The sequence below is a fragment of the Sphingomonas sp. genome, from assembly GCF_032114135.1.
GTDB lineage: Bacteria > Pseudomonadota > Alphaproteobacteria > Sphingomonadales > Sphingomonadaceae > Sphingomonas.
Genome location: NZ_DAMCTA010000001.1, coordinates 339,012 through 363,398, shown reverse-complemented (window position 1 = coordinate 363,398; position 24,387 = coordinate 339,012). Strand labels below are relative to the sequence as shown.

General features: G+C 68.5%; 26 protein-coding genes. 21 read left to right on the top strand and 5 right to left on the bottom strand.

The window, feature by feature from the left end:
• The first annotated feature begins 33 nt into the window (after positions 1–33).
• The 14 genes from purM to RT655_RS01750 all read left to right on the top strand — a co-directional run bounded on the left by purM (position 34) and on the right by RT655_RS01750 (position 12,197).
• Entirely contained in the window at positions 34–1,140 is a 1,107-nt protein-coding gene (purM, locus tag RT655_RS01815; protein ID WP_313534681.1) for a phosphoribosylformylglycinamidine cyclo-ligase, read from the top strand.
• A complete protein-coding gene (purN, locus tag RT655_RS01810) occupies positions 1,133–1,729 on the top strand; it encodes a phosphoribosylglycinamide formyltransferase (RefSeq protein ID WP_313534680.1) in 597 nt (198 codons plus the stop codon). The genes purM and purN overlap by 8 nt, the downstream gene beginning before the upstream one ends.
• Positions 1,730–1,799: 70 nt before the next feature.
• Positions 1,800–1,997 (top strand): hypothetical protein, encoded by a 198-nt coding sequence (locus RT655_RS01805; RefSeq protein ID WP_313534679.1) that lies wholly within the window; start codon positions 1,800–1,802, stop codon positions 1,995–1,997.
• 41 nt (positions 1,998–2,038) lie between these two features.
• Positions 2,039–2,731 (top strand): endonuclease/exonuclease/phosphatase family protein, encoded by a 693-nt coding sequence (locus RT655_RS01800; protein WP_313534678.1) that lies wholly within the window; start codon positions 2,039–2,041, stop codon positions 2,729–2,731.
• Positions 2,731–5,007, top strand: a complete 2,277-nt coding sequence (locus RT655_RS01795; RefSeq protein WP_313534677.1) for a patatin-like protein — start codon at positions 2,731–2,733, stop codon at positions 5,005–5,007. The genes RT655_RS01800 and RT655_RS01795 overlap by 1 nt, the downstream gene beginning before the upstream one ends.
• Before the next feature lie 63 nt (positions 5,008–5,070).
• Complete coding sequence (locus RT655_RS01790; RefSeq protein ID WP_313534676.1) at positions 5,071–5,394, top strand: LapA family protein; 324 nt, start codon at positions 5,071–5,073, stop codon at positions 5,392–5,394.
• On the top strand, positions 5,391–6,065 hold the full coding sequence (pyrF, locus tag RT655_RS01785) for an orotidine-5'-phosphate decarboxylase (protein ID WP_313534675.1): 675 nt from the start codon (positions 5,391–5,393) through the stop codon (positions 6,063–6,065). Before RT655_RS01790 ends, pyrF begins: the two co-directional genes overlap by 4 nt.
• A 120-nt stretch (positions 6,066–6,185) precedes the next feature.
• Positions 6,186–6,692 (top strand): GNAT family N-acetyltransferase, encoded by a 507-nt coding sequence (locus RT655_RS01780; RefSeq protein ID WP_313534674.1) that lies wholly within the window; start codon positions 6,186–6,188, stop codon positions 6,690–6,692.
• A gap of 16 nt (positions 6,693–6,708) precedes the next feature.
• Complete coding sequence (locus RT655_RS01775) at positions 6,709–7,347, top strand: phosphoribosylanthranilate isomerase (RefSeq protein WP_313534673.1); 639 nt, start codon at positions 6,709–6,711, stop codon at positions 7,345–7,347.
• Positions 7,344–8,573: a tryptophan synthase subunit beta gene (gene trpB / locus RT655_RS01770; protein WP_313534672.1), complete on the top strand. Its 1,230-nt coding sequence runs from the start codon at positions 7,344–7,346 to the stop codon at positions 8,571–8,573. Before RT655_RS01775 ends, trpB begins: the two co-directional genes overlap by 4 nt.
• Complete coding sequence (gene trpA, locus RT655_RS01765; protein WP_313534671.1) at positions 8,570–9,382, top strand: tryptophan synthase subunit alpha; 813 nt, start codon at positions 8,570–8,572, stop codon at positions 9,380–9,382. Before trpB ends, trpA begins: the two co-directional genes overlap by 4 nt.
• On the top strand, positions 9,379–10,239 hold the full coding sequence (gene accD, locus RT655_RS01760) for an acetyl-CoA carboxylase, carboxyltransferase subunit beta (protein ID WP_313534670.1): 861 nt from the start codon (positions 9,379–9,381) through the stop codon (positions 10,237–10,239). Before trpA ends, accD begins: the two co-directional genes overlap by 4 nt.
• A 132-nt stretch (positions 10,240–10,371) precedes the next feature.
• A complete protein-coding gene (locus RT655_RS01755; protein WP_313534669.1) occupies positions 10,372–11,688 on the top strand; it encodes a glutamate ligase domain-containing protein in 1,317 nt (438 codons plus the stop codon).
• A gap of 77 nt (positions 11,689–11,765) precedes the next feature.
• Complete coding sequence (locus RT655_RS01750; protein ID WP_313534668.1) at positions 11,766–12,197, top strand: DUF6628 family protein; 432 nt, start codon at positions 11,766–11,768, stop codon at positions 12,195–12,197.
• Between the two features lie 3 nt (positions 12,198–12,200).
• On the opposite strand, the gene RT655_RS01745 is transcribed toward RT655_RS01750, so the two are convergent.
• Positions 12,201–13,553 carry an AmpG family muropeptide MFS transporter gene (locus tag RT655_RS01745; RefSeq protein WP_313534667.1) on the bottom strand — a complete coding sequence of 451 codons (1,353 nt, stop codon included), beginning with the start codon at positions 13,551–13,553 and terminating at the stop codon, positions 12,201–12,203.
• A gap of 57 nt (positions 13,554–13,610) precedes the next feature.
• Between RT655_RS01745 and RT655_RS01740 the strand changes: the two genes are divergently transcribed.
• Positions 13,611–14,804 (top strand): aromatic ring-hydroxylating dioxygenase subunit alpha, encoded by a 1,194-nt coding sequence (locus RT655_RS01740; RefSeq protein WP_313534666.1) that lies wholly within the window; start codon positions 13,611–13,613, stop codon positions 14,802–14,804.
• Between the two features lie 27 nt (positions 14,805–14,831).
• A complete protein-coding gene (locus tag RT655_RS01735) occupies positions 14,832–14,963 on the top strand; it encodes a hypothetical protein (protein ID WP_313534665.1) in 132 nt (43 codons plus the stop codon).
• A gap of 6 nt (positions 14,964–14,969) precedes the next feature.
• On the opposite strand, the gene RT655_RS01730 is transcribed toward RT655_RS01735, so the two are convergent.
• Entirely contained in the window at positions 14,970–15,401 is a 432-nt protein-coding gene (locus tag RT655_RS01730; RefSeq protein ID WP_313534664.1) for a response regulator, read from the bottom strand.
• Between the two features lie 109 nt (positions 15,402–15,510).
• Here RT655_RS01730 and RT655_RS01725 point away from each other — a divergent pair, with 109 nt between their 5' ends.
• From RT655_RS01725 to RT655_RS01715, 3 genes are read left to right on the top strand one after another with little or no spacing between them, the layout of a single operon-like run.
• Positions 15,511–17,172 carry a pseudouridine synthase gene (locus RT655_RS01725; protein ID WP_313534662.1) on the top strand — a complete coding sequence of 554 codons (1,662 nt, stop codon included), beginning with the start codon at positions 15,511–15,513 and terminating at the stop codon, positions 17,170–17,172.
• Complete coding sequence (gene rsmD, locus RT655_RS01720) at positions 17,172–17,711, top strand: 16S rRNA (guanine(966)-N(2))-methyltransferase RsmD (protein WP_313534661.1); 540 nt, start codon at positions 17,172–17,174, stop codon at positions 17,709–17,711. Before RT655_RS01725 ends, rsmD begins: the two co-directional genes overlap by 1 nt.
• A 20-nt stretch (positions 17,712–17,731) precedes the next feature.
• On the top strand, positions 17,732–18,352 hold the full coding sequence (locus tag RT655_RS01715; protein ID WP_313534660.1) for a GNAT family N-acetyltransferase: 621 nt from the start codon (positions 17,732–17,734) through the stop codon (positions 18,350–18,352).
• Here RT655_RS01715 and RT655_RS01710 read toward each other — a convergent pair.
• Positions 18,349–19,611 carry an MFS transporter gene (locus RT655_RS01710; protein WP_313534659.1) on the bottom strand — a complete coding sequence of 421 codons (1,263 nt, stop codon included), beginning with the start codon at positions 19,609–19,611 and terminating at the stop codon, positions 18,349–18,351. The genes RT655_RS01715 and RT655_RS01710 overlap by 4 nt on opposite strands.
• A gap of 124 nt (positions 19,612–19,735) precedes the next feature.
• On the opposite strand from RT655_RS01710, the gene RT655_RS01705 reads away from it, so the two are divergent.
• On the top strand, positions 19,736–19,909 hold the full coding sequence (locus tag RT655_RS01705) for a hypothetical protein (protein ID WP_313534658.1): 174 nt from the start codon (positions 19,736–19,738) through the stop codon (positions 19,907–19,909).
• Between the two features lie 36 nt (positions 19,910–19,945).
• On the opposite strand, the gene RT655_RS01700 is transcribed toward RT655_RS01705, so the two are convergent.
• Together RT655_RS01700 and RT655_RS01695 are read right to left on the bottom strand one after the other, a co-directional pair.
• The gene (locus RT655_RS01700) at positions 19,946–21,589 is read right to left on the bottom strand and encodes an inorganic phosphate transporter (RefSeq protein ID WP_313534656.1); all 1,644 of its coding nucleotides are present in this window, start codon (positions 21,587–21,589) and stop codon (positions 19,946–19,948) included.
• A gap of 66 nt (positions 21,590–21,655) precedes the next feature.
• Positions 21,656–21,847, bottom strand: a complete 192-nt coding sequence (locus RT655_RS01695) for a hypothetical protein (protein ID WP_313534654.1) — start codon at positions 21,845–21,847, stop codon at positions 21,656–21,658.
• Between the two features lie 228 nt (positions 21,848–22,075).
• Between RT655_RS01695 and RT655_RS01690 the strand changes: the two genes are divergently transcribed.
• Positions 22,076–24,385, top strand: a complete 2,310-nt coding sequence (locus tag RT655_RS01690) for a UvrD-helicase domain-containing protein (protein ID WP_313534653.1) — start codon at positions 22,076–22,078, stop codon at positions 24,383–24,385.
• Positions 24,386–24,387 lie beyond the last annotated feature (2 nt).

Below are 24,387 nucleotides of genomic sequence, written 5' to 3'. Positions count from 1 at the left end.
AATCCAAGCGCGTTGTGGCTAGGGCGCTCTCCCATGAGCGAGACCAAGGCGGGCGACGGCCCATACACCTATGCCCAGGCGGGCGTTTCGATTGCGGCGGGCAATGCGCTGGTGCGCGCGATCGGCCCGCTTGCCCGTTCCACCCGGCGCGCCGGCGCGGACGCCGATCTGGGCGGCTTCGGCGGCATCTTCGACCTGAAGGCGGCGGGCTTCACCGATCCGCTGCTGGTCGCGGCGAACGACGGCGTCGGCACCAAGCTGAAGCTGGCGATCGAGCACAACCATCATGACGGCGTCGGCATCGACCTGGTCGCGATGTGCGCCAACGATCTTGTAGTGCAGGGCGCCGAACCGCTGTTTTTCCTCGACTATTATGCGAGCGGCAAGCTCGACAATGCGGTTGCAGAGCGGGTGATCGCCGGAATCGCCGAGGGCTGCCGCCAGGCCGGCTGCGCGCTGATCGGCGGCGAGACCGCCGAAATGCCGGGCATGTATGCCGATGGCGACTATGACCTGGCGGGCTTCTGCGTCGGGGCGGTCGAGCGCGACCAGCTGCTCGACGGCAAGAAGATCGCACCCGGCGACGTGCTGCTGGGCCTCGCCTCGAACGGCGTGCACTCGAACGGCTTCTCGCTGGTGCGGCGACTCGCGGCGGACAAGGGCTGGAAGCTCGATCGCCCGGCGCTGTTCGATCAGGAGCGGCTGCTGATCGACACGCTGATGGCGCCGACTCGGATCTATGTGGCGAGCCTCCTGCCCGAGCTGCGCAAGGGCAATATCCATGGGCTGGCCCATATCACCGGCGGCGGGCTGCTGGAGAACGTGCCCCGCGTGCTGCCCGAGGGCACCCATGCCCGTATCGACGCCGCCACCTGGCCGCAGCCGCGGTTGATGGCCTTTCTGCAGGCGCAGGGCAATATCGAGCCCGAGGAAATGGCGCGCACCTTCAACTGCGGCATCGGCATGGTCGCGGTGGTCGCCGCCGATCAGGCCGAGGCGGTGTCGGCCGCGCTGAGCGCTGCTGGCGAGACAGTCTTCACCATCGGCACGATCGAAGCAGGCGAGCGCGGCTGCACCGTGGTCGGCGGCGACGAGACCTGGAGCGCCCGTGCGCCGTGGAGCGCCACGCACCATGGCTGAGGCGTTCGCTGACGCCTCCAGTTCGAAGAAGCGACTCGGCATCCTGATCTCGGGTCGCGGTTCGAACATGGCCTCGCTGGTCGAGGCCGCCGCGGCGCGGGACTGCCCCTATACCGTAGCCCTCGTTGCCAGCGACAAGCCGGAAGCGGCCGGGCTCGCCTGGGCCGCCGAGCGCGGGGTGCCGACCTTTGCGCAGAGCCCCAAGGGCATGCCCAAGGCCGCGTATGAAGCGAAGATCGACGCCGCGCTGCGCGAAGCCGGCGTCGAGGCGATCGCGCTTGCCGGCTATATGCGGCTGCTCTCCGACGATTTCGTCGCGCGCTGGCGTGGGCGGATCGTCAACATCCACCCCTCGCTGCTGCCCAAGTACAAGGGGCTCGACACCCATGCCCGGGCGATCGCGGCGGGTGATGCCGAAGCGGGCGCCTCGGTCCATATCGTCACCGAAGAACTCGATGGCGGCGCCGTGCTCGGCCAGGCCTGCGTTGCGATCCTTCCGGGGGATACGGCCGACAGCCTTTCGGCCCGCGTGCTGGCGGCGGAACACAAGCTCTACGCCAAAACACTCGCCGACTGGCTTCGCGGCTGAACTCTGCGGATATTTGGCCGTCATCCCGCGTTCATCCCCGTCAACACCGCTCATGGGGAAGTCAAAGCAGATGGCCAAGCACGCGGCGCTGACGCCGGAAGAAGAAGGTGGCATTGCCACCGCCGAACTCGGCCTCGTGCTGCTCGACGGCCCCAATGGCGTTGCCGTCGCGATGACCCCCGAGGCCGCCGAGGCCACCGGTCGCAGCCTGCTCGCCGCGGCCGAAGCGGCGGCGAGCCAGCGCGAACGAGGCGAAACGGGTTATTGAGACTTGTGCTGCCATGCTGCTCGCGCCGATAAGGGGCGCGGATGATCAAGGTCGCCAGCTATAACATGCGGAAGTCGATCGGCACCGACCGACGACGCCGACCGGAGAGGACGCTCGAGGTACTGCTCGAGGTCGACGCCGACGTGATCGCCTTGCAGGAGGCCGATCGGCGCTTCGGCGCGCGCGAGGCCGTGCTCACCCAGAGCCTGCTTGCCGAGCACAGCCCGTGGAAGCCGGTGCAGTTTGGCATGCGTGCGCGATCGATGGGATGGCACGGCAATGCGTTGCTGGTCCGCAAGGAAGCCGAGATCCTTAACTGCGCGGCGCTCCATCTGCCGACACTGGAGCCGCGCGGCGCGGTGATGGCGGACCTCCGCATTCACGGGAAGCCGCTCCGTGTCCTCGGCATGCATCTGGACCTGTCCGGCCTTTGGCGGCGGCGGCAGGCGCATGCGATCGTCACGCAGCTCGCGGGCCTCGCGCCGATGCCGACGGTGATGATGGGCGATCTGAACGAATGGAGCGCCGAACGCGGCTGCCTGCGCGATTTCGCCCAGCATTTCGCGTTCGCCGCCACCGGAAAGAGCTTCCACGCACGTCGCCCGATGGCGCGGCTCGACCGTATCATGGCCTCGCCCGACCTCGCCTTCGGCGGGGCCGGGGTGCACCACAGCCTGGCGGCGCAGACCGCATCGGATCATCTCCCCGTCTGGGCGGAGGTGCGGCACCGTTGATGCAGGAGGCCCAGGAGAAGGAACTGCGGCTGGCGCTGGTCTGCTATGGCGGGATCAGCCTCGCGGTCTACATGCACGGCATCACCAAGGAGGTGTGGCACCTCGCCCGCGCAAGCTGTGCCGAACGCGAGGGCACCCCCCTCCACAGCGTCTATCGCGATCTGATCGAGGACATCCGCGACCGCAGCGGGCTCAGCCTGCGCGTGCTGGTCGATATTCTGTCGGGCGCCAGCGCCGGCGGAATCAACGCGGTGTTCCTCGCGCAGGCGATCGCCACCGGCCAGTCGCTCGACCCGCTGACCGCGATGTGGCTCGATCATGCCGATGTCGATGCACTGCTTGCCCCCAGCCAGGGGCCGTCGCACCGCTTCGCCAAGATCTGGGCCAAGCCGATCGCCTGGATGCTCTCCAACCGGGAGCACGGCGTCGAGGAAACCCTGGACGCCGGGTCGCGCACTGAGGTGCGCGAGAAACTGGAGCGCTTCGTCCGCTCGCGCTGGTTCGAGCCACCGTTCGGCGGCGAGCAACTGCTGAAGACGCTGCTCAACGCGTTCGACAAGATGGCGACGGGACCCGCCGAGCGCCGGCTGCTGCCCGAGGGCCAGCCGCTCGACCTCTTCGTCACCGCCACCGATTTCCGCGGCCATGCCGAGACGCTGCGGCTCAATACGCCGCCCGAAGTGATCGAGACCGAGCACCGCCTCGTCTTCAGCTTCACCGATCACGGCCGCGGCACCGGCATCGCCCATCCCGCCGCGCTGGGCTTCGCGGCGCGCGCGACCTCGAGCTTTCCCGGCGCCTTCCCCCCGCTGATGGTGGAGGAACTCGACAAGGTGCTTGCCGATCGCGGTGAGACCTGGGTCGGGCGCGACGCCTTTCTCCAACGGGTGCTGCCCGAACAATGGGCCGCGAGCCGCGCCGAAAAGGCGGTACTGATCGACGGGTCGGTGCTCGCCAACGCGCCGTTCGAGCCGGCGATGGCCGCGCTCCGCGAGCGCCCCGCCCGGCGCCAGGTCGATCGCCGCTTCGTGTTCCTCGATCCCACGCCGGACATGCGGTTCGATTTCTACGGCCCACGTCACGAGCGCCCTGGCTTCTTCTCGACGCTGATCGGGGCGCTGTCCGAGCTGCCGCGCAAGCAGCCGATCCGCGACAATCTGGACGCGATCGCTGCCCGCTCCGACCGGATCGAGCGGATGCTGGCCATCGTCTCGGAGATTCGCGCCGAGGTGGAAGCGCAGGTCGAGTCGCTGTTCGGCTATACGCTGTGGCTCGACTATCCGACGCCCAAGCGGCTCGCCGCGTGGCGCAAGCGCGCGCAGGTCGCGGCCGCCGCCAAGGCGGGCTATGGCCATACCGCCTATGCGCTGCTCAAAGTGGACGCCGCGATCGACCGCATCGCGCGGCTGCTCCAGGCGCTTTCCGGACAGCAGGACGGGCAGCGGCTGCGATCGCTGGGGCGGCGCCTTCGCGAGACGGTGCGCAGCCGCGGGGCCGATCGCTTCGGCGCGGCGCTCCCCGGCGGTGCCTCGCCCGAGGCACTGGATTTCCTGCGCGGGCATGATCTGGGCTTCCGTATCCGTCGCTTGCGGCTGCTCGCACGGCGGCTGGCCGAACTGGAGCAATCCGCGCCGCGCGGCGCGATGCGGCCGATGCGCGACGCGATCTATGGCGCGCTTGCCGCCTATCTCGAGCTCAAGCGCGCGGATACGTTCGCCGATCTTCCGGACCGACTGTCGGACGATCCGGGCGCAATGCTCGACACCCTCGCCGAGCGGATGCAACTGCGCGCGCTCGACCGCCAGACCGACGAGGTGCTCTCCGCCGGGTTCAGCGCGCTGTCGAAGGAATTGCGGCGGCCAATGCTGCTCGCCTATCTGGGCTTTCCCTTCTTCGACATCGCCACGCTGCCGCTGTTGCAGGGCGAGGGCATGGACGAATTCGACCCGATCCGCGTCGACCGCATCTCTCCCGAGGATGCCAAGGCAATCCGCACCGGCGGTGTCGCGGCGATGCTCAAGGGCAACCAGTTCAACAATTTCGGCGCCTTCTTCAGCCGCGCGTACCGCGAGAACGACTATCTCTGGGGCCGTCTCAACGGCGCTGACCGGCTGATCGACATCGTGCTGTCGACGCTGGACAAGGCCGCGCGGCCGGATGCCGAACACATCGCCGCGCTCAAGCGCCGCGCCTTCCACGCGATCCTCGACGAGGAGGCGCCGGCCCTTACCGCGATCCCCGGACTGATCGCAGAACTGCGCGCCGAAATCGGCTGAGCCTTGGCAAGCGGGGGCGCTCGGGCCTAGAAGGCGCGCAGGATTTGCCAGGAAGGGAGCGGAATGCGGTTTCTGAAGGTGCTGTTGTGGCTCCTGCTCGGCGGCGTGATCGCCGGGTTCGTGATCTACAATGGCGAGCAGCGCGTGAGCATCCAGCTCTGGGGCGGGCTCGTCGCCGATATCAGCCTGCCGCTCTTGCTGATCGTCGTCTTCCTCGCGGGCTTCCTGCCGATGCTGGTCGCCTATCAGACGCTGCGCTGGCGGATGCGCCAGCGCTTCGCCGGGATGGAGCGCGCGCTCGCCGATCTCCGCTCGATCCCAGCCACCCCCGCGCCGCGCTTCGAGCCGGTCACCGAACCCGCCGCTTTCGAGGAGCCGCGTGCATGAGCAGCCGCATCTATGTCGCGCTCGACACGCCCGAGCTGGAAAAGGCCAAGGCGCTCGCCCAAAAGGTCCGCCACCATGTCGGCGGGATCAAGCTGGGCCTCGAATTCTTCATGTCGAATGGCCGCCACGGCGTGCACGAGATGGCCGAGATCGGCGTCCCGATCTTCCTCGACCTCAAGTTCCACGACATCCCCAACACGGTGGCGAAGGCGATCCAGGCGCTGCGGCCGCTCAACCCCGCGATCCTGACGGTGCATGCCGCGGGCGGCCGCGCGATGCTGGAGGACGCCAAGGCGGCGGCGCCCGAGGGCACCAAGGTCGTCGCGGTGACGATGCTGACCAGCCTCGACGGCAACGACATGACCGCGATCGGCCTCAAGGCCGATCCGCACGAGCAGGTGATGCGGCTCGCCGATCTGGCGCGCTCGGCCGGCGTCGACGGCATCGTATGCTCGGGCGAAGAGGTAAAGGCGGCCCATGCGGCCTGGAAGGACGGCTTCTTCGTCGTCCCCGGCGTACGGCCGGCCGATGCGCAGGTCGGCGACCAGAAACGCGTCGTTACCCCGCGCAGCGCAGTGGACGCGGGCGCCTCGATCCTGGTGATCGGACGGCCGATCACCCAGGCCGAGGATCCGGACGCGGCTGCGCGCGCGATCGCGGCGACGTTGTAATCAGGCCACCAGCCACCCTTACCCTGCCTGCGGCAGCGGGTCCCCTCCCTCTCCCTTGGAAGGGAGAGGGAGGGAGGCGCGAAGCGCCGGGAGGGTGAGGGTGCCCGTTCAGGAACGCCCATGACCCTCACCATCCGCCCCGCCAGCATTGCTGACCTGCCGTCGATCCACCCCGTGATCGAGCGCGCCTATCGCGGCGAAACCGCGCGTCAGGGCTGGACGCATGAGGCAGACCTGATCCAGGGCCCGCGCACCAATCTCGAAACGCTCACGGCAATCGTGGAAGATCCGGCGCAAGTCCTGCTGAGCGCCTGGGAAGAGGGCGCCGCGATCGGCTGCGTCAATGTCGCCAACCGGGGCGGCGGAACTGCCTATCTGGGCCTGCTCTGCATCGATCCGCTGCGCCAGGCGGGCGGGCTCGGTCGCCATCTGATCCTTGCCGCCGAGGCGCATGCTCGCGACGTCTTCGGCTGCACGCGGATGGAAATGACGGTGATCGAGGAACGCCGCAAGCTAATCGAATATTATCTCCGCCGCGGCTATGCCGAGACCGGCACGCGCTGCGATTTCCCGATCCCACTCGACCCGCCGCTGTTCATGACGGTGCTGGCCAAGCAGCTGGTCTAGCGCCTACAGGGCGGCGATGCCCGCAACCGCGAAAATCTGTGGTCTCTCCACGCCCGAGACGCTCGACGCCGCCACCACCGGCGGGGCGAGCCATATCGGCTTCGTCTTCTTCCCGCCCAGCCCGCGCCACCTCAGCTTCGACAAGGCGCACGGCCTCGCCGCGCGGGTGCCGGGGCATGTCGCGCGCGTGGGCGTGTTCGTCGATCCCGACGATGCCTTGCTCGACGCCGCCATCGCCGCCGGGCGGCTGGAGGTGATCCAGCTCCACAAGGTCACCCCCGAGCGCGCCGCCACGGTGAAGGCGCGCACCGGCCTGGAGACCTGGGCCGCGCTCGCGGTGAAGACTCGCGCCGACCTCGCCCCAGCCCCCGGCTTCCGCGGCGCAGTCGACCGGCTGCTCTACGACGCCAAGGCCCCCGAGGGCGCCAAGGTCCCCGGCGGCACCGGGCTGCGCTTCGACTGGACGCTGCTCGACGGCTTTGCCCACCCCCTGCCCTGGATCCTTTCTGGTGGGCTCGATGCCGGCAATGTCGGCGAGGCGATCCGCGTCACCGGCGCGTCGCTGGTGGATGTCTCTTCGGGCATCGAGGCCGCACCGGGCATCAAGGATGTGGACAAGATCGCCGCTTTCCTTAAAGCCGTGGCCCGATCATGACCGCACCAAATTCCTTCCGCGCCCAGCCCGACGACCGCGGGCATTTCGGCCAGTTCGGCGGACGCTTCGTCGCCGAGACGCTGATGCCGCTGGTTCTCGACCTGGAGCGCGAATACACCGCCGCCAAGGCCGACCCCGCCTTCCAGGCCCAGTTCGACGATCTGCTCGAACATTATGTCGGCCGCCCCAGCCCGCTCTATTACGCCGAGCGGCTGACGGAGGCGCTGCGCGAGAACGCGCCCGATGGGCTCGGCGCCGAGATCTGGTTCAAGCGCGACGAGCTCAACCATACCGGTGCGCACAAGATCAACAATTGCATCGGCCAGATCCTGCTGGCGATGCGGATGGGCAAGACGCGGATCATCGCCGAGACCGGCGCCGGTCAGCACGGCGTGGCGACCGCCACCGTCTGCGCGCGCTTCGGCCTGCCTTGCGTGATCTACATGGGCGCGACCGACGTGGCGCGGCAGCAGCCCAACGTGTTCCGCATGAAGCTGCTCGGCGCCGAAGTGGTGCCGGTCACCTCGGGCGCGGCGACGCTCAAGGACGCGATGAACGAAGGCCTGCGCGACTGGGTCGCCAATGTGGAAGACACCTTCTACATCATCGGCACCGCCGCCGGCCCGCACCCCTATCCGGAGCTTGTCCGCGACTTCCAGTCGGTGATCGGTCGCGAAGCGCGCGAACAGATGCTCCATCGCACCGGCAAGCTGCCCGACCTGCTCGTCGCCGCGATCGGCGGCGGATCGAACGCGATCGGCCTGTTCCACCCGTTCCTCGACGATGCCGAGGTGCAGATGCTCGGCGTCGAAGCGGCGGGCGAAGGGCTGGAGAAGCGCCACGCCGCCAGCCTTGCGGGTGGGTCGCCGGGCATCCTCCACGGCAACCGCACCTATCTGCTGCAGGACGAGGACGGCCAGATCACCGAGGCGCATTCGATCTCGGCGGGTCTCGACTATCCGGGCATCGGCCCCGAGCACGCCTGGCTGCGCGACATCGGCCGCGTCGAGTATACCGCGGTGACCGACACCGAGGCGCTCGACGCCTTCCAGCTGCTCTGCCGCACCGAGGGCATCATCCCCGCGCTCGAGCCGAGCCATGCCATCGCCGCGGTCGCCAAGGTCGCCCGCACCATGCCGCGCGACAAGGTGATCCTCGCCAACCTTTGCGGTCGCGGCGACAAGGACATCTTCACCGTCGCCGAGGCGCTGGGAGTGCAGATGTGACCCGTCTCGCCGACGCCTTTGCCCGTGCTGCCGACCAGGGCCGCGCCGCGCTGGTGACCTTCGTCACCGCCGGCGATCCCACGCCAGGTGCTACCGCCGCGATCCTCGACGCGCTCGTTGCAGGCGGGGCCGATGTGATCGAGCTCGGCATGCCGTTCACCGATCCGATGGCCGATGGCCCGGCGATCCAGGCGGCGAACCTGCGCAGCCTCGCCGCCGGCACCACCACGGCGGATGTGCTCGCGATCGCCACGGCGTTCCGCGCGCGCCATCCGGAGGTGCCGCTGGTGCTGATGGGCTATGCCAACCCGATGACCCGCCGTGGGCCGGCATGGTTCGCCGACGCCGCGCGCGATGCGGGCGTCGACGGCGTGATCTGCGTCGACATCCCGGCCGAGGAAGACGACAGCCTCGGCGAAGCGCTCCGCGCCGCCGGCATCGGCAATGTCCGCCTCGCCACGCCGACCACCGATGCTGCCCGCCTGCCTGCGGTGCTGGCGGGGGCGTCCGGGTTCCTCTATTACGTCTCGGTCGCCGGGATTACCGGGCTGCAGCAGGCGGCCACCGCTTCCATCGAAGCCGCGGTCGACCGCCTCAAGGCCGCCACCGATCTGCCGATCGCGGTGGGCTTTGGTGTCCGCACGCCGGAACAGGCTGCCGCCATCGGCCGCGTTGCCGACGGCGTGGTCGTCGGCTCGGCGATCGTCGAGCTGGTCGGCCGCCACGGCGAGGATGCGGCGGCGCCCGTCCGTGCCTATATCGATACGCTGAAGACGGCGCTGGTCGCCGCACGCAAGGAAGTCGCATGAGCTGGATTTCGCGCGTTCGTAACGCGCTCGCCTATGTCGCCACCCGTGGCGAGGAAAGCCCCGACAATCTCTGGCACAAGTGCAAGGGATGCGGACAGATGGTCTTCATGAAGGAATTCGAGGAGAACCAGAATGTCTGCCCGCATTGCGATTTCCATGATCGCATCGGCGCCACCACCCGGTTCGAGCAGCTGTTCGATGAGGGCAAGTTCAAGCTGCTGCCGAGCCCCAAGGTCGCCGAGGACCCACTGAAGTTCCGCGACTCCAAGCCGTATACGGCGCGGATCAAGGCGGCGCGGGCGACGACCGGCGAGCAGGACGCGTTCCAGAATGCCAGCGGCACGATCCACGGCCACAAGGCGGTGATCGGCGTGCAGGACTTCGCCTTCATGGGCGGATCGATGGGCCAGGCGGTGGGCGAGGCGTTCATCGCCGGCGTCGAGACCGCCATTGCCGCGCGGGCGCCGTACATCGTATTCACCGCCTCGGGCGGCGCGCGCATGCAGGAAGGCATTCTCAGCCTGATGCAGATGCCGCGCACCACCGTGGCGATCGAGATGCTCCACGACGCCGGCCTGCCCTATATCGTCGTGCTGACCGATCCAACCTCGGGCGGCGTGATGGCGGCCTATGCGATGCTGGGCGACGTCCAGATCGCCGAGCCGGGCGCGACGCTCGCCTTCACCGGCCGCCGCGTGATCGAGAACACGATCCGCGAGAAGCTGCCCGACGACTTCCAGACCAGCGAATATTATCGCGACCACGGGCTGGTCGACATGGTGACGCATCGCAAGGAGCTGCGCGACACGCTGGGCCAGCTGATCGGCCTGCTCTGCGAGGCCCGCGCGGCGGCTTGAGGTCCGAACTCTAAGCCCCTCCCCTTCAGGGGAGGGGTTGGGGTGGGGCTGTGTCTCACAGAGACCAACAAGCGTTCTGGAATCCCTCCACCCCAACCCCTCCTCCAAGGAGGAGGGGCTTGAAGATGTGCCATGGCAGACTTCGCTATTTCGAAAAATCCTGAGGTCCAAGCCCAACTCGACCGGCTGACCCTGCTCTCGCCCGGCGCCGATATCCTCGGCCTGGAGCGCATCACCCGGCTGCTCGAGCGCGTCGGCAATCCGCATCTCCGCCTGCCGCCGGTGCTTCACGTCGCGGGCACCAACGGCAAGGGCTCGACCTGCGCCTTCCTCCGCGCGGCGCTCGAAGCGGCGGGTCTGCGCGTGCATGTCTATTCCAGTCCCCACCTCGTCCGATTCAACGAGCGCATCCGCCTCGCCGGCACGCTGATCGACGACGCCACTCTCGCGCCGCTGCTGGCCGAGGTGCTCGACGCCGGGGGCGATATCGGCGCGAGCTTCTTCGAGGTGACCACCGCCGCCGCCTTCCTCGCCTTCGCGCGCACGCCGGCCGATGCGTGCGTCATTGAAGTCGGCCTGGGCGGGCGTCTGGACGCCACCAATATCGTACCCGCGCCGATCGCCACCGGCATCGCCCAGCTCGGCATCGACCATCAGGCGTTCCTCGGCGACACGCTCCCGCAGATCGCCCGCGAGAAGGCCGGCATCGCCAAACCTGGCGTGCCGCTGGTGACGATGCGCTACGATCCCGAGATTGCCGACGTGGTCGCGACGGCAGGTGTACCGGTTCTCGCCCAAGGCACAGACTGGGCGTATGTGGTGGAGGGCGACCAGTTCACCTATCACGACGCGAAGGGCACGGTGGCAACCCCGCTGCCGATGCTGTCCGGACCGCACCAGCCGGGGAATTTGGCGCTCGCCTTTGCGATGCTGCGCCATCAGGACACGCTTGCCATCCCCGACACCGCCTTCGCCGCTGCGGCGACCAATGCGCGCTGGCCGGCACGTATGCAGCGGCTCGGCGATGGCCCGCTGACCGCTCTGCTCCCCGCCGGAACACCGGTGTGGCTGGATGGCGGCCACAACGCCGCGGCGGGCGCCGCGATTGCAGGCACGGTCACGGAGGTCGCTGCGGACCGCGACTGTCACCTTGTGTTGGGCATGCTCGCCAACAAGGACCCGGAGGGGCTAATCGCCCCCCTCGCCGCCCGGCTGGCAAGCGTGACCACCGTGCCCATCCCCGGCCATGCCCATCATGCGCCCGCCGAGCTTGCGACGCGGGTCGCGCGGCTGGGCGTGCCCGTGACGGACACGGCGGAGAATGTGGCGGAGGCCCTTCGCGCGACCGCGCGACACATCGAGAGCGGCGGTCCGAGCGCGGTGCTCATCCTCGGCTCGCTCTACCTCGCCGGCGTGGTGCTGGAGGCGAACGGCGAGTTGCCCGACTGACGCCGCGCTTCGCCTTATTGCGATTGACTATTAATAACAGAATGCGATGATTGCTCCGACGCCCATCGGAGAATCACATGCAGCCGTCCGTCCAGACCCTCGTCACCGCCCTGCCCCAGCTCCAGCCGGAGGATCCCGGCGTGCGGCTGCTGCTGTTCGGCGTCCGCCAGACCGGCGGGAACGGCCTGCACGATGCCAGCACCGCGCACGCCTTCCTGGTCGCGTTCGGCAAGGGCTTTCGCCGCCCACTGATGCTGCTGCGCACGCTGATGCACGAGATGTCGGCAATGGCGACCGGCCCGGTGCAGATCGCGCCCTGGTGCTGCCCGCGCATGACTGCGTCCGAGGCGGCGCTGGTCGGCGCGCTGGGCAAGGTCCGCACCAATCCGCAGGGCGCGGCGCTGCTGCTCGCCGATCTGATCGGCGTTCGCGACGCGACCGGCCTGCTGCCGACCGCGCACGCGCTCGCCCAGAGCTTCGCCGACCTTGCGCTGCCGCTGGAGCCGTAAAGCTCAGTCGTCCTTGTCGGCGCCGGCCCTGGCCGCACGCACGCTCTGCACGACGAAACCGCGCTGCCACAGCAGCCACAGCAGCACCATGCCGGGAATCGCTACCACCGAGGTCATCACCCAGAAGCCGGCCCAGCCGAGCTTCTCGGCCAAGATGCCGGCCGGCGCGGCGAGCCAGGTACGGCCGACGCCCGCCAGCGACGAGAGCAATGCGAACTGCGTTGCGGTATAGGCAAGGCTCGACAGACCCGAGAGGTAGGTCACGAACACGGTGAGGCCAAGCCCGCTGGTCACCTGCTCGGTCGCCACCGCGATGGTAAGCCACAGGTCCGAATGGCCCTGGGTCGCGAGCACCGCGAAGGTGAGGTTACTCAGCATCATCAGCATGCCCGAGAGGAACAGCGCACGCCCCATGCCCAGCCATGCCAGCAGCGGCGCAGACAGCGCGGTACCGACGATCAGGCCCCAGAAACCGACCACCTTGTTGATCGCCAGGAACTCGGTGTCGCTGAACCCGAGCTCGACGATCATCGGATTGAGCATCGACTGGCCCATCGCGTCGCCCAGCTTGTAGATCAGCACGAACAGCAGGATCAGTACGGCACCGCGTCGCTGCAGGAACTCGCGGAACGGCCCGATCAGCGTGGTCTCGAGCCAGGCACCGGGCCCCTTGCCGGGTTCCCGTTCCAGAACCCGGTCATGCAGACCCGGCCCTGCCCACAATGCGGCCACCGCCCCCGGTAGAACGCAGAGGCCGGTAAGCCCATATGCCATGGCCCACCCCAGCCCGAGCCCCTCGGACGAGGCCATTGCGATGGTGCCGACACCCGCGATGAACGCGCCCAATCGATAGCCGAACTGGTTGTTCGCGGTGCCGTGCGGCAGTTCGGCCTCGGGAAGGATCTCGATGCGATAGGCATCGATCACGATGTCCTGCGTCGCGGCGAGAAACGCGGTGACGATCGCCCAGAGGGCGAAGACGCCCAGATGCTGCTCGGGCTGGCTAGCGCCGAGCATCCAGACAGAGGCGAACAGCAGCGCCTGGATCAGAAACAGCCATGACCGCCGCTGACCGAACAGGTGCGTGAGCACCGGCAGCTTCAGCCGGTCGATCAACGGCGCCCACAGGAACTTCAGCGTGTACGGCGTGGTGAGACCGATTGCGAAGCCGATCGTCTTCTTCTCGATCCCCACCTTGGCCAGCCAGAAGGTCATGGTGCCCAGCAGCAGCGCCAGTGGAAAGCCGCTCGATATGCCGAGCAGCAGCGCCGCGATCGGGCGGGGTCGCAGATAGGGGCCCATCGTCGCGACAAACCCACGCCGCCCTTCGCCTTCCAGCTGTTCCGTACCCGCCATGCCTTGCTCCCCGCTTCAGGACGCGCGACACTAGCGGAAAAGCGACGGAGAGGAAGGATGAACGCACCGACGCAGGGCCAGCGCGCGCTCGCGGCTTTACTCGCGCAAGGCGGCGACGCCGGGGCCGGCCCGATAACCCACGTCGACGCAAGCGTTTACACCAGCCCCGAACGCTTCGCCGCCGAGCGCGAACGCATCTTCAGCCGCGCGCCCCTCGTCCTCGCCCCGTCCGCGCTGCTGCCCGAGCCCGGCATGGCAGTGCCGCATGACGGCTTCGGCAAACCGCTGCTGATCACCCGGGACAGGCAGGGGCAGGCGCATGTCTTCCTCAACGTATGCCGGCATCGCGGTACGCGGCTGGTAGAGGGGTGTGAGGCCGTCACCGCCCCCCGCCTCGTCTGCCCCTACCATGCCTGGAGCTACACGCTCGACGGCCGCCTCGCCGGCGTGCCCCGCGTCGAGGCGTTTCCCGGTCTCGACAAGACCGACTTCGCGCTCCGCCGGCTCCCCACCCACGAAGCCGGCGGGCTGATCTGGTTCGCCTTCGACGACGCAGCGGACTTCCGCCATGCCGATACGCTGGCGCAGGATTTCGCCGCCTTCGATCTCGCCGGGCAGCATTGCTTCCGTCGGCGCACCCACCGCGTACCCGCCAACTGGAAGCTGGTGATGGACGCCTTCCTGGAAAGCTATCACATCCAGCGCCTGCACGCCGGCAGCATCGCGCCCTTCTTCCAGGACGGCATCTCCGCGGCGGACCGGATCGGGCCGCACCAGCGCTCGGCGGTCGGACGCGCCGCCAGTATCGCGGAGCTGGAATCGGAGGACTGGCCGACGCTCCGCGGCGCGATCACCTATACCTACCAGATGTTCCCCGGCGCGGTGCTCGCCGTCAGCCCCGACTACATCAACCTGATGGTGCTGATGCCGCGCGCGGTCGACGAGGTCTGGGTCGAGGATTTCATGCTGATCCCCGAGGTCCCCGCCACCGACAAGGCCCGGGAGCATTGGGAGCGCAGCTGGCAGCTGCTCGACACGGGTGTTTTCGCGGCGGAGGACTTCCGCGCCTGCGCGCTCGCGCAGGAGGGCCTAGAAGCGGGTGCCATCGCGCAGGTGACGCTTGGCGGGCTCGAACAAGGGGTCCGCGTTTTCCACGATGCGGTCGACGCGTGGGTTTCATGCGACAACATGCCGGCAACCGGTGCGACTCACCCCGTCGGGCAGGCTCCCGTTCAGCTAGGGGTGCTATAACGCCGGCCTCGTACAAAGGAGTTCGCCATGTCCCGTACCCGCATCCGCGCCGCCGCAGCCCCAAACCAGGCCTCGCCGCAGGAAATGGTCGCGAACCTGGCGGTGCTCGCCTCGGTGTTTGCCTGGGCCGGCGTACTCGTCTCGCTCTTCGTTCGCTGATCGGCGTCAGCCGCCCAGGAACAGGTTGAAACTGCTGGGCAGGCGGCGCGGTATCTTGCCGCCTTCCAGCACCGCCTCGATTGCATCGATCGCCAGGATCAGATCGCGCTGGGCATAGGGCTTGGCGAGACACCCCGCCGCCAGCGCCCGCGCATCCGCCGGGCATGCACCGGTGACGAACAGCACCGGCACGCCGCGGGCAAAGGCATTGCGCGCAACCTCGATGCCGCTGCCGTCCGCCAGGTTGATGTCCGCCAGCACCAGATCGAGCACTTCGCCCGAATCGACGATCCGGGTAGCGTCGGCGACCGAGTCGACCGTCGCGACGATGACGAAACCCGACTCGCGGAGGAAATGCTCGGTATCGAACGCCACCAGCGGCTCATCCTCGACGACGAGCAGATGTTCGATCCTTCGCTTCTTCCGTCCGAACAACATGCTGTTTGGGCCCCCGAATCAACCGCTTGTCAAAGCCCGTAACGCGCGAGTCACGAAGTGGCACCGTATAAATTTTTGCCAGACCCGCTGAAATCGCTATAGCGCTGCGGTGTCTGACTCCAAGCCTATCAAAACCGCCGGTACGCCGCAGCGTATCGCCAAGCTCCTCGCCCGTGCCGGCATTGCCTCGCGGCGCGAGATCGAACGCATGATCGAAGAGGGCCGCATCGCCCTCAACGGCACCACGCTCGATACCCCAGCGACCATCCTCACCTCGCTCCACGGCGTCACCGTCGACGGCAATCCCGTCGCGGAAGCCGCCCCGGCCCGCCTGTTCCGCTACCACAAGGCCGCCGGCCTGCTGACTGCCGAGCGCGATTTCACCGGTCGTCCGACCATCTATGACCGCATGCCCGATGGGCTGCCGCGGGTGATGCCGGTCGGCCGACTGGACCTCAACACCGAAGGGCTGTTGCTGCTCACCACCGATGGCGAACTCAAGCGCGAGATGGAGTTGCCGGCCAGCGGCGTCGAGCGCACCTATCGCGCCCGCGCCTATGGCCAGGTCAGCCAGGAGCAGCTCGAGGATCTGATGCTCGGCATCGAGATCGAAGGCGTACGCTACGGCTCGATCAACGCCAATATCGAGCGGCGGACCGGCGCCAATCTCTGGATCGAGATGACGCTGACCGAAGGCAAGAATCGCGAAGTCCGCAACGTCCTCGAATTTCTCGGGCTGCAGGTCAGCCGCCTGATCCGCACCCGCTACGGCCCCTTCTATCTGAACGATCTGCCGGCGGGCGATGTCGACGAGATCCGCCAGGCCGACCTGATCACCTTCCGCACCGTGCTGGGCAAGGCCGGCGGCGGCAAGGCTGCATCCAACCTGCAGTTCGCGACGCGCCAGCGCGCCGTGGAAACGGTGGAGAAGCCCGCCAAGGTTGAGCCCGAAGGCCGCCGCCGGATCGCCAAGCCCGCGCCGGTTGCCAAGGGCCCGGTGTTCACCGCCCGCGCGACCCCCAAGGCCAAGCCGAAGGACGGCGAGGATCGGCCGCGCACCGGCGGTCGACTCGGCGTGCGCGAAGGCAGCGAGGGCGGTGTCGGCAAGCCCGCCCGCGCCGCCCGTGCCAAGTCCTTCCGCGACACTCGCGAGCCCCGTGCTGGGGATCTGGTCGATCGGCCCCGCGGCCGCGGCCGCCGCGACGCGCGCGGCGAGCAGAGTGCCGAACGCCCCTGGTCGCGGGACCAGGATGGCGGCGAACGCGGTCGCACCGCGCGCCCGGGACGTCCTGGCGTCGCCCAGGCCGATCGGCCCCGCACGGGCCCCTCCCGCTTTGGCGGTGCCGAAGGCGAACGGCCGCGTGGCCCCCGCGCTGCACAGCCGGCGGGTGGATCGGGCGACCGCAACCGTGGTCCTTCGCGCTTCGGCGGCGACTCCGCTGAGCGCGGCCGAGGTCCCTCGCGCTCCGGTGGGGATTCGGCGGAGCGCAGCCGAGGTCCTTCGCGCTTCGGCGGGGACTCGGCTGAGCGGGGTCGTGGACCGTCGCGCTTCGGCGGCGACTCGGCGGAGCGCGGCCGTGGTCCGTCCGGGTTCGGTGGCGGGGACGGCGAACGGCCTCGCAACGTCCGCAGCGATGGCCCCGCACGCTCCGGCGGTGGCGGTGCCAGCGATCGTCCGCGCGGGCCGCGTCCGGGCGGCAATGGCGGTAACGGCGGCAATCGTCCGCAGCGGCCCGGCGGCCCCGGCCGTCCGCCGCGGGGGCGCGGCTGATGCGGATCATCGCCGGAGACTGGCGCGGCCGACCGCTCGCCGCGCCCAAGGGGGACACCACCCGCCCAACCGCCGATCGCACCCGCGAGGCGCTGTTCTCGATGCTCGCATCCCGGCTCGGCAGCTTCGAGGAGCTGGCGGTCGGTGACTTTTTCGCCGGCTCGGGCGCGCTGGGGCTGGAAGCGCTGTCGCGCGGTGCCGCCTCGTGTCTGTTCGTCGAGCAGGATCGGGCAGCGCTCGATGCGCTCAAGGCGAACGTCGCAAAGCTCGGCGCCAAGGGCACCGATGTTCGCCCGGGTTCGGTGATGGCGCTGGGCCCCGCCCGCGCGCCGCTCGACCTGATCCTGATGGACCCGCCCTATGGCACCGGCGCCGGCATCGTCGCGCTCGACAAGCTGGCACGGCTCGGCTGGACCGGCCCCGGCACCTGGATCAGCATCGAGACGGGGAAGACCGAGGATGTCGAGCTTGCCGGCTTCGTCGTCGATGCCGACCGCGTCTACGGCAAGGCGAAGCTGACCCTGCTCCGCCCCGAATGACCATGCAGGGCACGGACGCTGTGTCGCCTGCCCTGCTCCATGCCTGGTTGACCGGCAGGTCGCTCGCCCGCGGCGTGCCGGCACCGGTGGCCGATCGGGGTGGCTACCGGGTCGATACCGGCTCCGACAGCGAACATTGCCGCTGGGTCTTCGCCGCGGCGGGTCCGAACCTCTCTGTGCTAGCCCGCGAGATCGACCAGCCGGGGCGGCTGATCAAATTGTGCGGCAGGGACGAGGCGCTGCGCGAACTGCTGCCGGATGGCTGGCAGCTCCACGCGCCCGCCTTCTTCATGCAGTCGGGAAGCTGGCCGGCGTCGCGCGCGCTGCCGGCAGGCTATCGCTGCGAAACGTCGGTAGAGGGGGCGGTCGCCCATGTCGCCGTGTTCGGCGACGACGGCGCCCTCGCTGCTTCGGGTTATGCGGCGGAGACCGGCGCGGCGTTCGTCTTCGATCGGATCGTCACCGCGCCCGCCCATCGGCGGCAAGGACTTGGCGAAAGCGTGATGGCTGCGCTCCGCGCGACCCGCACCCGCCCCGAGGTCCCCGAACTGCTCGTGGCAACCGACGAGGGGCGATGCCTCTACCAGCGTCTCGGCTGGCGGGTGCTGTCGCCCTACGCGACCGCCGAATTCGCGGCCTAGCGCCGCCGGGTGAGCAGGAGCCCGATCAGGCTCAGCCCGGCGGCCCCTGCGAGATACCAGCCGACCATGCCGATCCCGCCGCGCTCGACCAGGGTCTGCGCGATCAGCGGGGTGAGCCCGCCGCCCAGGATGCCGCCCAGGTTGAAGGTCACCGAAACGCCGGTATAGCGGACCTGCGCCGGGAACAGGCTCGGCAGCCAGCCGCCGAGCGGACCATAGACGAAGCCCATCACGAACAGCCCGGCGGCGAGCCAGACGAACACCGCGAAGAGCGAGCCCGGCACCAGCAGCACCGGCATCGCCAGCCCCAGCGGCACCATCGCGATGCAGCCGAGTGCCAGAACGACGGTCGCGCCGCGCTTGTCGGCCAGCCAGCCGGCGACACCGATGCCCAGCGCCATGAACAGGATCGCCGCGAGCTCGGCGCCGAGGAACGCCGCGCGCGGATAGCCGAGCGTCTTGGTGCCGAAGCCGATCGCGAACAGCGTCGCGACGTAAAAAAGCGCGAAACAGGCGACGGTGCCGAGCGTCCCCGCCAGCGTCGCACCGAGATGCTCGCGCAGCAGCACGCCCAGCGGCACCTGCGGCGGCGGGGCATGTTCGGCCGCCTCGACAAAGGCGGGCGTCTCGGCAATGCGCAGGCGGACCCACAGGCCGAGACCGACCAGCGCCGCACTCGCCAGGAACGGCAGGCGCCAGCCCCAGTCGCGAAAGGCGTCGTCGGTGAGGAAGGCGCCGAGCAGCAGGAACAGACCGTTGGCGGCGATGAACCCCACCGGCGCGCCGAGCGGCGGGAAGCTGCCATAGCGGTACGCCCAGCCCTTGGGCGCATATTCCACCGCCAGCAGGCTCGCCCCGCCCCATTCGCCGCCCAGCCCCAGCCCCTGGCCGAAGCGGAGCAGGCAAAGCAGCAGCGGCGCCACCCAGCCGATCATCGCATGGCCGGGCAGGCAGCCGATCAGGACGGTGGAGGCGCCCATCAGCATCAGCGAGGCGACCAGGGTGGACTTGCGCCCGAGCCGGTCGCCGAAATGGCCGAACACCAGCCCGCCCAGCGGCCGCGCGAAAAAGGCGACGCTGAAGCTGGCGTAGGCGGCGACCTGCTGCAGCCAAGGCTCCTGCGCCGGGAAGAACAGCGGGCCGAACACCAGCGCCGTCGCCGTCGCATAGATGTAGAAATCGTAGAACTCGACCGATGTCCCCACCAGGCTCGCGAACAGGATGCGGCGGTGGGAGGCGGGCGTGGCGGCATGGGCCATGTGCGATCCTCCGGCCGCCTCCCTCGGGCCAGTTATCGCGCGGGTCAACCCGCGTTCAGCGGAGCGACAGTTTCGGCAGGGTACCGAACCCCAGTACGCGTTTCACCGGAATAGGGAGTCGGATATGCGCGAATCGCCCATCAAGCGTCTGGTCTATGCGGCCGTCTTCAGCCTGCTCGCAGGCGTGCTGGTCGCCGCCTACAACCCCATCGATCATGTGAAGGCGGACCTCCGCGCCGATAGCAGCGGCGTACGAACCAGCCTGCACCTCGCGGTCCACGACCTGCTGCACGGCTGATGCGAAAAGGGCGGGACGTTCGCCCCGCCCTTCCGATCAATGGATGCCGAAGAGGCGGATGCCGGTGAGCATCAGCCAGTAGAGGCCCCCGGACAGCAGCATCGCGGCCGGGAGTGTCATTAGCCACGCCAGCGCCATGTTGCGGATCGTCCGTGCCTGCAGCCCGGCGCCGCTGCCGACCGAGGCGCCGGCCACGCCCGACGACAGGATGTGCGTGGTCGACACCGGCACGCCGAGGTGATCCGCCCCCATGATCGTGGCTGCCGCGACGATTTCCGCAGCCGCACCCATGCCATAGGTCATGTGCTGCTTGCCGATCTTCTCGCCGACGGTGATGACGATCCGCTTCCACCCGATCATCGTGCCGAGACCGAGCGCCAGTGCGACCACAATCTTCACCCAGAGCGGGATGAAGCGCGTGCCGCTCTCGAGGCCATCCTGATACGCCTTGATCGCCTTCAGCTCGTCGGGTTTGAAGCCGTCCGGCTTCTTGGTGGCCAATTTGGTGGTGTCGAGCACCAGATACATGTCGTTGCGCACGTTCGAGCTCGCGCGCGCGGGCACCTTGCTCAGCGATCCATAGCTTGCCACCTGATCGGTAAGCGACTTGGACAGCGCCTCCAGCGCGGCATAGACCTTCACGCCTTCGGCCTTGCGGTGCTGCAGCGCGTCCGTCAGCGTCGTCCGCGCTTCGGACGGCGACTGGCGCACGCCGCCACTGCGCGCGTCGAACACCGCATTGGCAGCCTGCGAGGTCTGCACGAACGACGCGGTCGCGCTCGCTGGCAGCGTACGGTTCAGCGCATAGGCGGTGGGGGCGCAGCCGATCAGGATCAGCATGATCAGCCCCATGCCCTTCTGCCCGTCGTTCGAGCCATGGAAGAACGAAACCGCGGTGCAGGTGGCGATCAGCAAGGCACGGATTCCGCGCGGCGGCGGCGCATTGCCTTCCGGTGCCTGAAACAGCTGGCGGCGCTTGGCGAATACCATCCGCATCACCAGAATGAGCAGGAGCGCGCACGCGAAGCCCATCAGCGGGCTCCAGAACAGCGCCGAGAAAACCTTGGTCGCCTGGCCCCAGTCGACGCCAGCGGTGCCGCCGCGCGAGCCGCTGAGGATCAGCTGGTTGGCGAGGCCGACACCCAGCACGGAGCCGATCAGCGCGTGGCTGGAGGAATTGGGCAGGCCGACATACCAGGTCGCCAGGTTCCACAACACGGCGGCGAGGAGCAGTGCGAAGATCATCGCAAATCCCCCGGCGGATCCGACGTTGAGGATCAGATCGACTGGCAGCAGCGTGATGATCGCATAGGCGACCGCGCCGCTCGACGTCATGACGCCGAGAAAGTTGAAGAAGCCCGACCAAACCACCGCCAGCTGGGCCGGCATCGAGTTGGTGTAGATCACGGTCGCCACAGCGTTGGCGGTGTCGTGGAAGCCGTTGACGAATTCGAAGGCCAGCGCGATCAGCAGCGCTAGCCCGAGAAAGGCGAACACGCCCATCGCGAGCTGCTCGCCTGCCTCGCGCGTGTCGACCACGATGCTCCAGCCCGCAAACGCCAGGCCGCCGACGAGGATGGCGGCGAACACGAGCTTGGCTATGGGATGGGTTTTCTCGGAAAATCGGGGACTTCGCGGCAATTCTGCCAACGGAGCCTGTTCCACTGCTAGCGTCGCCATGATGTTAGCGCCTTTGCGGATGGCTTGTGACGGGGTGATGACAAAGCATGGAGAGTGCGGCGCTTCTCAGCGCAGGCATTCGGTGTGCCGGATACGCACGAGCTTGCCGGCTTGATCCCGTTCTTCCTGGCGTCCCGGCACGCAGCCGGGATCGCGCGTTTGGGGTGCACGCCATGCGACCAACGCCGCAACAATGGCGAGCGTCAGCGCCGCTGCCAGCCGGACCTTCGTCCGACGCGAGGAAAACCAGTTTGCCATAGGTTAATCTGGCGCCGCCCATAGGCGGCGCCGCGGGCAAGGGCAATCCATCCTGCGACACGCTGAATCGGGATTCGTGGCGATAGCGGGACGCCCGACGCCCGCAGCGCGGCCCCGGGGGCAAGAGGGTTTGCCGGGGGAAGGAAATCGCAGGTGCACGGGCGGCGCGCGCACACGTGTCCGCACGGGTGCTTGCTCCCGCCGCCTACGTTCCCTAGTTGTTCGCGGATGTCGCTTGCTACTTCCCCCCAGGACGCCCCCTATCTGCAGGGCCTGAACGAACCCCAGCGCGAGGCCGTGCTCACCACCGAAGGGCCCGTGCTGGTGCTGGCGGGTGCGGGAACGGGGAAGACCGCGGCACTTACCGCGCGATTGGCACACTTGCTGTGGACGCGACGTGCCTATCCGTCGGAGATCCTGGCGGTCACCTTCACCAACAAGGCGGCGCGCGAGATGAAGGAGCGCGTCGGCCGGCTGGTCGGCGATGCGGTGGAGGGCATGCCCTGGCTCGGCACCTTCCATGCGATCGGCGCGAAGATGCTCCGCCGCCATGCCGAGCTGGTGGGGCTGCAGAGCAACTTCACCATTCTCGATACCGACGACCAGCTGCGCCTGCTCAAGCAGCTGATCGTCGCCAACGACCTCGACGAGAAGCGCTGGCCGGCGCGCCAGCTCGCCGGGCTGATCGACGGCTGGAAGAACCGCGGCATGATCCCCGCCGATCTCGATGCCGGCGAGTCCGAAAGCTATGCCAATGGCCGTGGCCAGTCGCTCTACGCGCAGTATCAGGAACGGCTGCGGCTGCTCAACGCCTGCGATTTCGGCGATCTTCTCCTACACGTACTGACCATTCTTAAGACCCATCGTGAAGTGCTGGAGCAATATCAGAAGCGCTTCCGCTACATCATGGTCGACGAGTATCAGGATACCAATTCGGTCCAGTATCTCTGGCTGCGGCTGCTGGCGCAGGAGCGCAAAAACATCTGCTGCGTCGGTGACGACGACCAGTCGATCTACAGCTGGCGCGGCGCGCAGGTTGAGAATATCCTGAAGTTCGAGAAGGACTTCCCCGGCGCCGTTGTAATCAAGTTGGAGCAAAATTACCGCTCGACCCCGCACATTCTCGGTGCTGCCTCGGGGGTGATCGCCAACAATGGCGGACGCCTCGGCAAGACGCTGTGGACCGAGGTCGATGTCGGCGAGAAGGTGAAGGTCCTCGGCGTGTGGGATGGGCCCGAGGAGGCGCGCCGCGTCGGCGAGGAGATCGAGGGTCTGCAGCGCGGCGGGCTCAGCCTCGACGCCACCGCGATCCTCGTCCGCGCACAGCACCAGACCCGCGAGTTCGAAGACCGGTTCATCGCGATCGGCCTGCCCTATCGCATCATCGGCGGCTTCCGGTTCTACGAACGCCAGGAAATCCGCGACGCGCTCGCCTATCTGCGCGTCGTCGCGCAGCCCGCGGACGATCTCGCCTTCGAGCGCATCGTCAACGTCCCCAAGCGCGGCCTCGGCGACAAGGCGCTGGCCAAGGTCCACCAATTCGCCCGCGCGCAGGGGCTGCCGCTCGCCACCGCTGCGGCGCGCATCCTCGATACCGACGAGCTGACCCCGCAGGCGCGGCGCTCGCTCGGCAATCTGATCGGCGACATGGCGCGGTGGCGGAGCATGGTCGACGATCTCCAACATCCGGATCTCGCCCGCATCATCCTGGACGAGAGCGGATATACCGCGATGTGGCAGGCCGATCGCACCGCCGAGGCGGCCGGGCGGCTGGAGAATCTCAACGAACTCGTCCGCGCGATGGAGGAGTATGAGAGCCTCTCGGCCTTCCTCGAACATGTCAGCCTGGTGATGGACAACGAGGCCTCCGCCGAGGAGCCCAAGGTCACGATCATGACGATCCACGCCGCCAAGGGGCTGGAATTCGACACCGTCTTCCTCGCCGGCTGGGAGGAAGGGCTGTTCCCCTCGCAGCGCGCGCTCGACGAGGGCGGGCTGGCCAGCCTGGAGGAGGAACGCCGGCTCGCCTATGTCGCGATCACGCGTGCGCGGCAGCGGTCGATCATTCTCCACGCGGCGAATCGGCGCATCTACGGGCAATGGACGTCGAGCCTGCCGAGCCGCTTCGTCGGCGAACTGCCGCCCGAACATGTCGAATCGGAAACCACGATGACCGGCGGCGAGAGCCTGTGGCGCGCCAACTGGAGCGAGCGGAGCGATCCGTTCGCCGATGTCGCGCGCGGCGCCGGACGTGGTCCCGGCTGGCAGCGCGCGGCGGGGGTCGATCCGGCCAACCCGGGGGGCAGCTTCACCAGCCGGACCTTTACCCGCGACCAGCCGCGGGTGCTGGAAAGCCGTGCCTCGGCGGTAAGCTTCGGCGCCAAGCCGCGGGGCGACCTCGCGCTCGGGATGCGCGTGTTTCACCAGAAGTTCGGCTATGGCACGGTCGCGGAGATCGAGGGCAACAAGCTCGAGATCGATTTCGAGCAGGCCGGGCGCAAGCGCGTGATGGACAGCTTCGTCAGCGTGCCCGACTGACG

What these genes read in the sequence shown, in the direction of transcription:
- RT655_RS01710 (WP_313534659.1), bottom strand. Translation starts at nt 19,611, where the DNA reads ATGGCCCATGCCGCCACGCCCGCCTCCCACCGCCGCATCCTGTTCGCG.
- pyrF (WP_313534675.1), top strand. Translation starts at nt 5,391, where the DNA reads ATGAGCAGCCGCATCTATGTCGCGCTCGACACGCCCGAGCTGGAAAAG.
- RT655_RS01805 (WP_313534679.1), top strand. Translation starts at nt 1,800, where the DNA reads ATGGCCAAGCACGCGGCGCTGACGCCGGAAGAAGAAGGTGGCATTGCC.
- RT655_RS01695 (WP_313534654.1), bottom strand. Translation starts at nt 21,847, where the DNA reads ATGGCAAACTGGTTTTCCTCGCGTCGGACGAAGGTCCGGCTGGCAGCG.
- RT655_RS01795 (WP_313534677.1), top strand. Translation starts at nt 2,731, where the DNA reads ATGCAGGAGGCCCAGGAGAAGGAACTGCGGCTGGCGCTGGTCTGCTAT.
- RT655_RS01730 (WP_313534664.1), bottom strand. Translation starts at nt 15,401, where the DNA reads ATGTTGTTCGGACGGAAGAAGCGAAGGATCGAACATCTGCTCGTCGTC.
- rsmD (WP_313534661.1), top strand. Translation starts at nt 17,172, where the DNA reads ATGCGGATCATCGCCGGAGACTGGCGCGGCCGACCGCTCGCCGCGCCC.
- RT655_RS01745 (WP_313534667.1), bottom strand. Translation starts at nt 13,553, where the DNA reads ATGGCGGGTACGGAACAGCTGGAAGGCGAAGGGCGGCGTGGGTTTGTC.
- RT655_RS01780 (WP_313534674.1), top strand. Translation starts at nt 6,186, where the DNA reads ATGACCCTCACCATCCGCCCCGCCAGCATTGCTGACCTGCCGTCGATC.
- RT655_RS01700 (WP_313534656.1), bottom strand. Translation starts at nt 21,589, where the DNA reads ATGGCGACGCTAGCAGTGGAACAGGCTCCGTTGGCAGAATTGCCGCGA.
- RT655_RS01755 (WP_313534669.1), top strand. Translation starts at nt 10,372, where the DNA reads ATGGCAGACTTCGCTATTTCGAAAAATCCTGAGGTCCAAGCCCAACTC.
- trpB (WP_313534672.1), top strand. Translation starts at nt 7,344, where the DNA reads ATGACCGCACCAAATTCCTTCCGCGCCCAGCCCGACGACCGCGGGCAT.
- RT655_RS01690 (WP_313534653.1), top strand. Translation starts at nt 22,076, where the DNA reads ATGTCGCTTGCTACTTCCCCCCAGGACGCCCCCTATCTGCAGGGCCTG.
- RT655_RS01735 (WP_313534665.1), top strand. Translation starts at nt 14,832, where the DNA reads ATGTCCCGTACCCGCATCCGCGCCGCCGCAGCCCCAAACCAGGCCTCG.
- purM (WP_313534681.1), top strand. Translation starts at nt 34, where the DNA reads ATGAGCGAGACCAAGGCGGGCGACGGCCCATACACCTATGCCCAGGCG.
- RT655_RS01705 (WP_313534658.1), top strand. Translation starts at nt 19,736, where the DNA reads ATGCGCGAATCGCCCATCAAGCGTCTGGTCTATGCGGCCGTCTTCAGC.
- accD (WP_313534670.1), top strand. Translation starts at nt 9,379, where the DNA reads ATGAGCTGGATTTCGCGCGTTCGTAACGCGCTCGCCTATGTCGCCACC.
- RT655_RS01775 (WP_313534673.1), top strand. Translation starts at nt 6,709, where the DNA reads ATGCCCGCAACCGCGAAAATCTGTGGTCTCTCCACGCCCGAGACGCTC.
- RT655_RS01740 (WP_313534666.1), top strand. Translation starts at nt 13,611, where the DNA reads ATGAACGCACCGACGCAGGGCCAGCGCGCGCTCGCGGCTTTACTCGCG.
- RT655_RS01790 (WP_313534676.1), top strand. Translation starts at nt 5,071, where the DNA reads ATGCGGTTTCTGAAGGTGCTGTTGTGGCTCCTGCTCGGCGGCGTGATC.
- purN (WP_313534680.1), top strand. Translation starts at nt 1,133, where the DNA reads ATGGCTGAGGCGTTCGCTGACGCCTCCAGTTCGAAGAAGCGACTCGGC.
- RT655_RS01800 (WP_313534678.1), top strand. Translation starts at nt 2,039, where the DNA reads ATGATCAAGGTCGCCAGCTATAACATGCGGAAGTCGATCGGCACCGAC.
- RT655_RS01750 (WP_313534668.1), top strand. Translation starts at nt 11,766, where the DNA reads ATGCAGCCGTCCGTCCAGACCCTCGTCACCGCCCTGCCCCAGCTCCAG.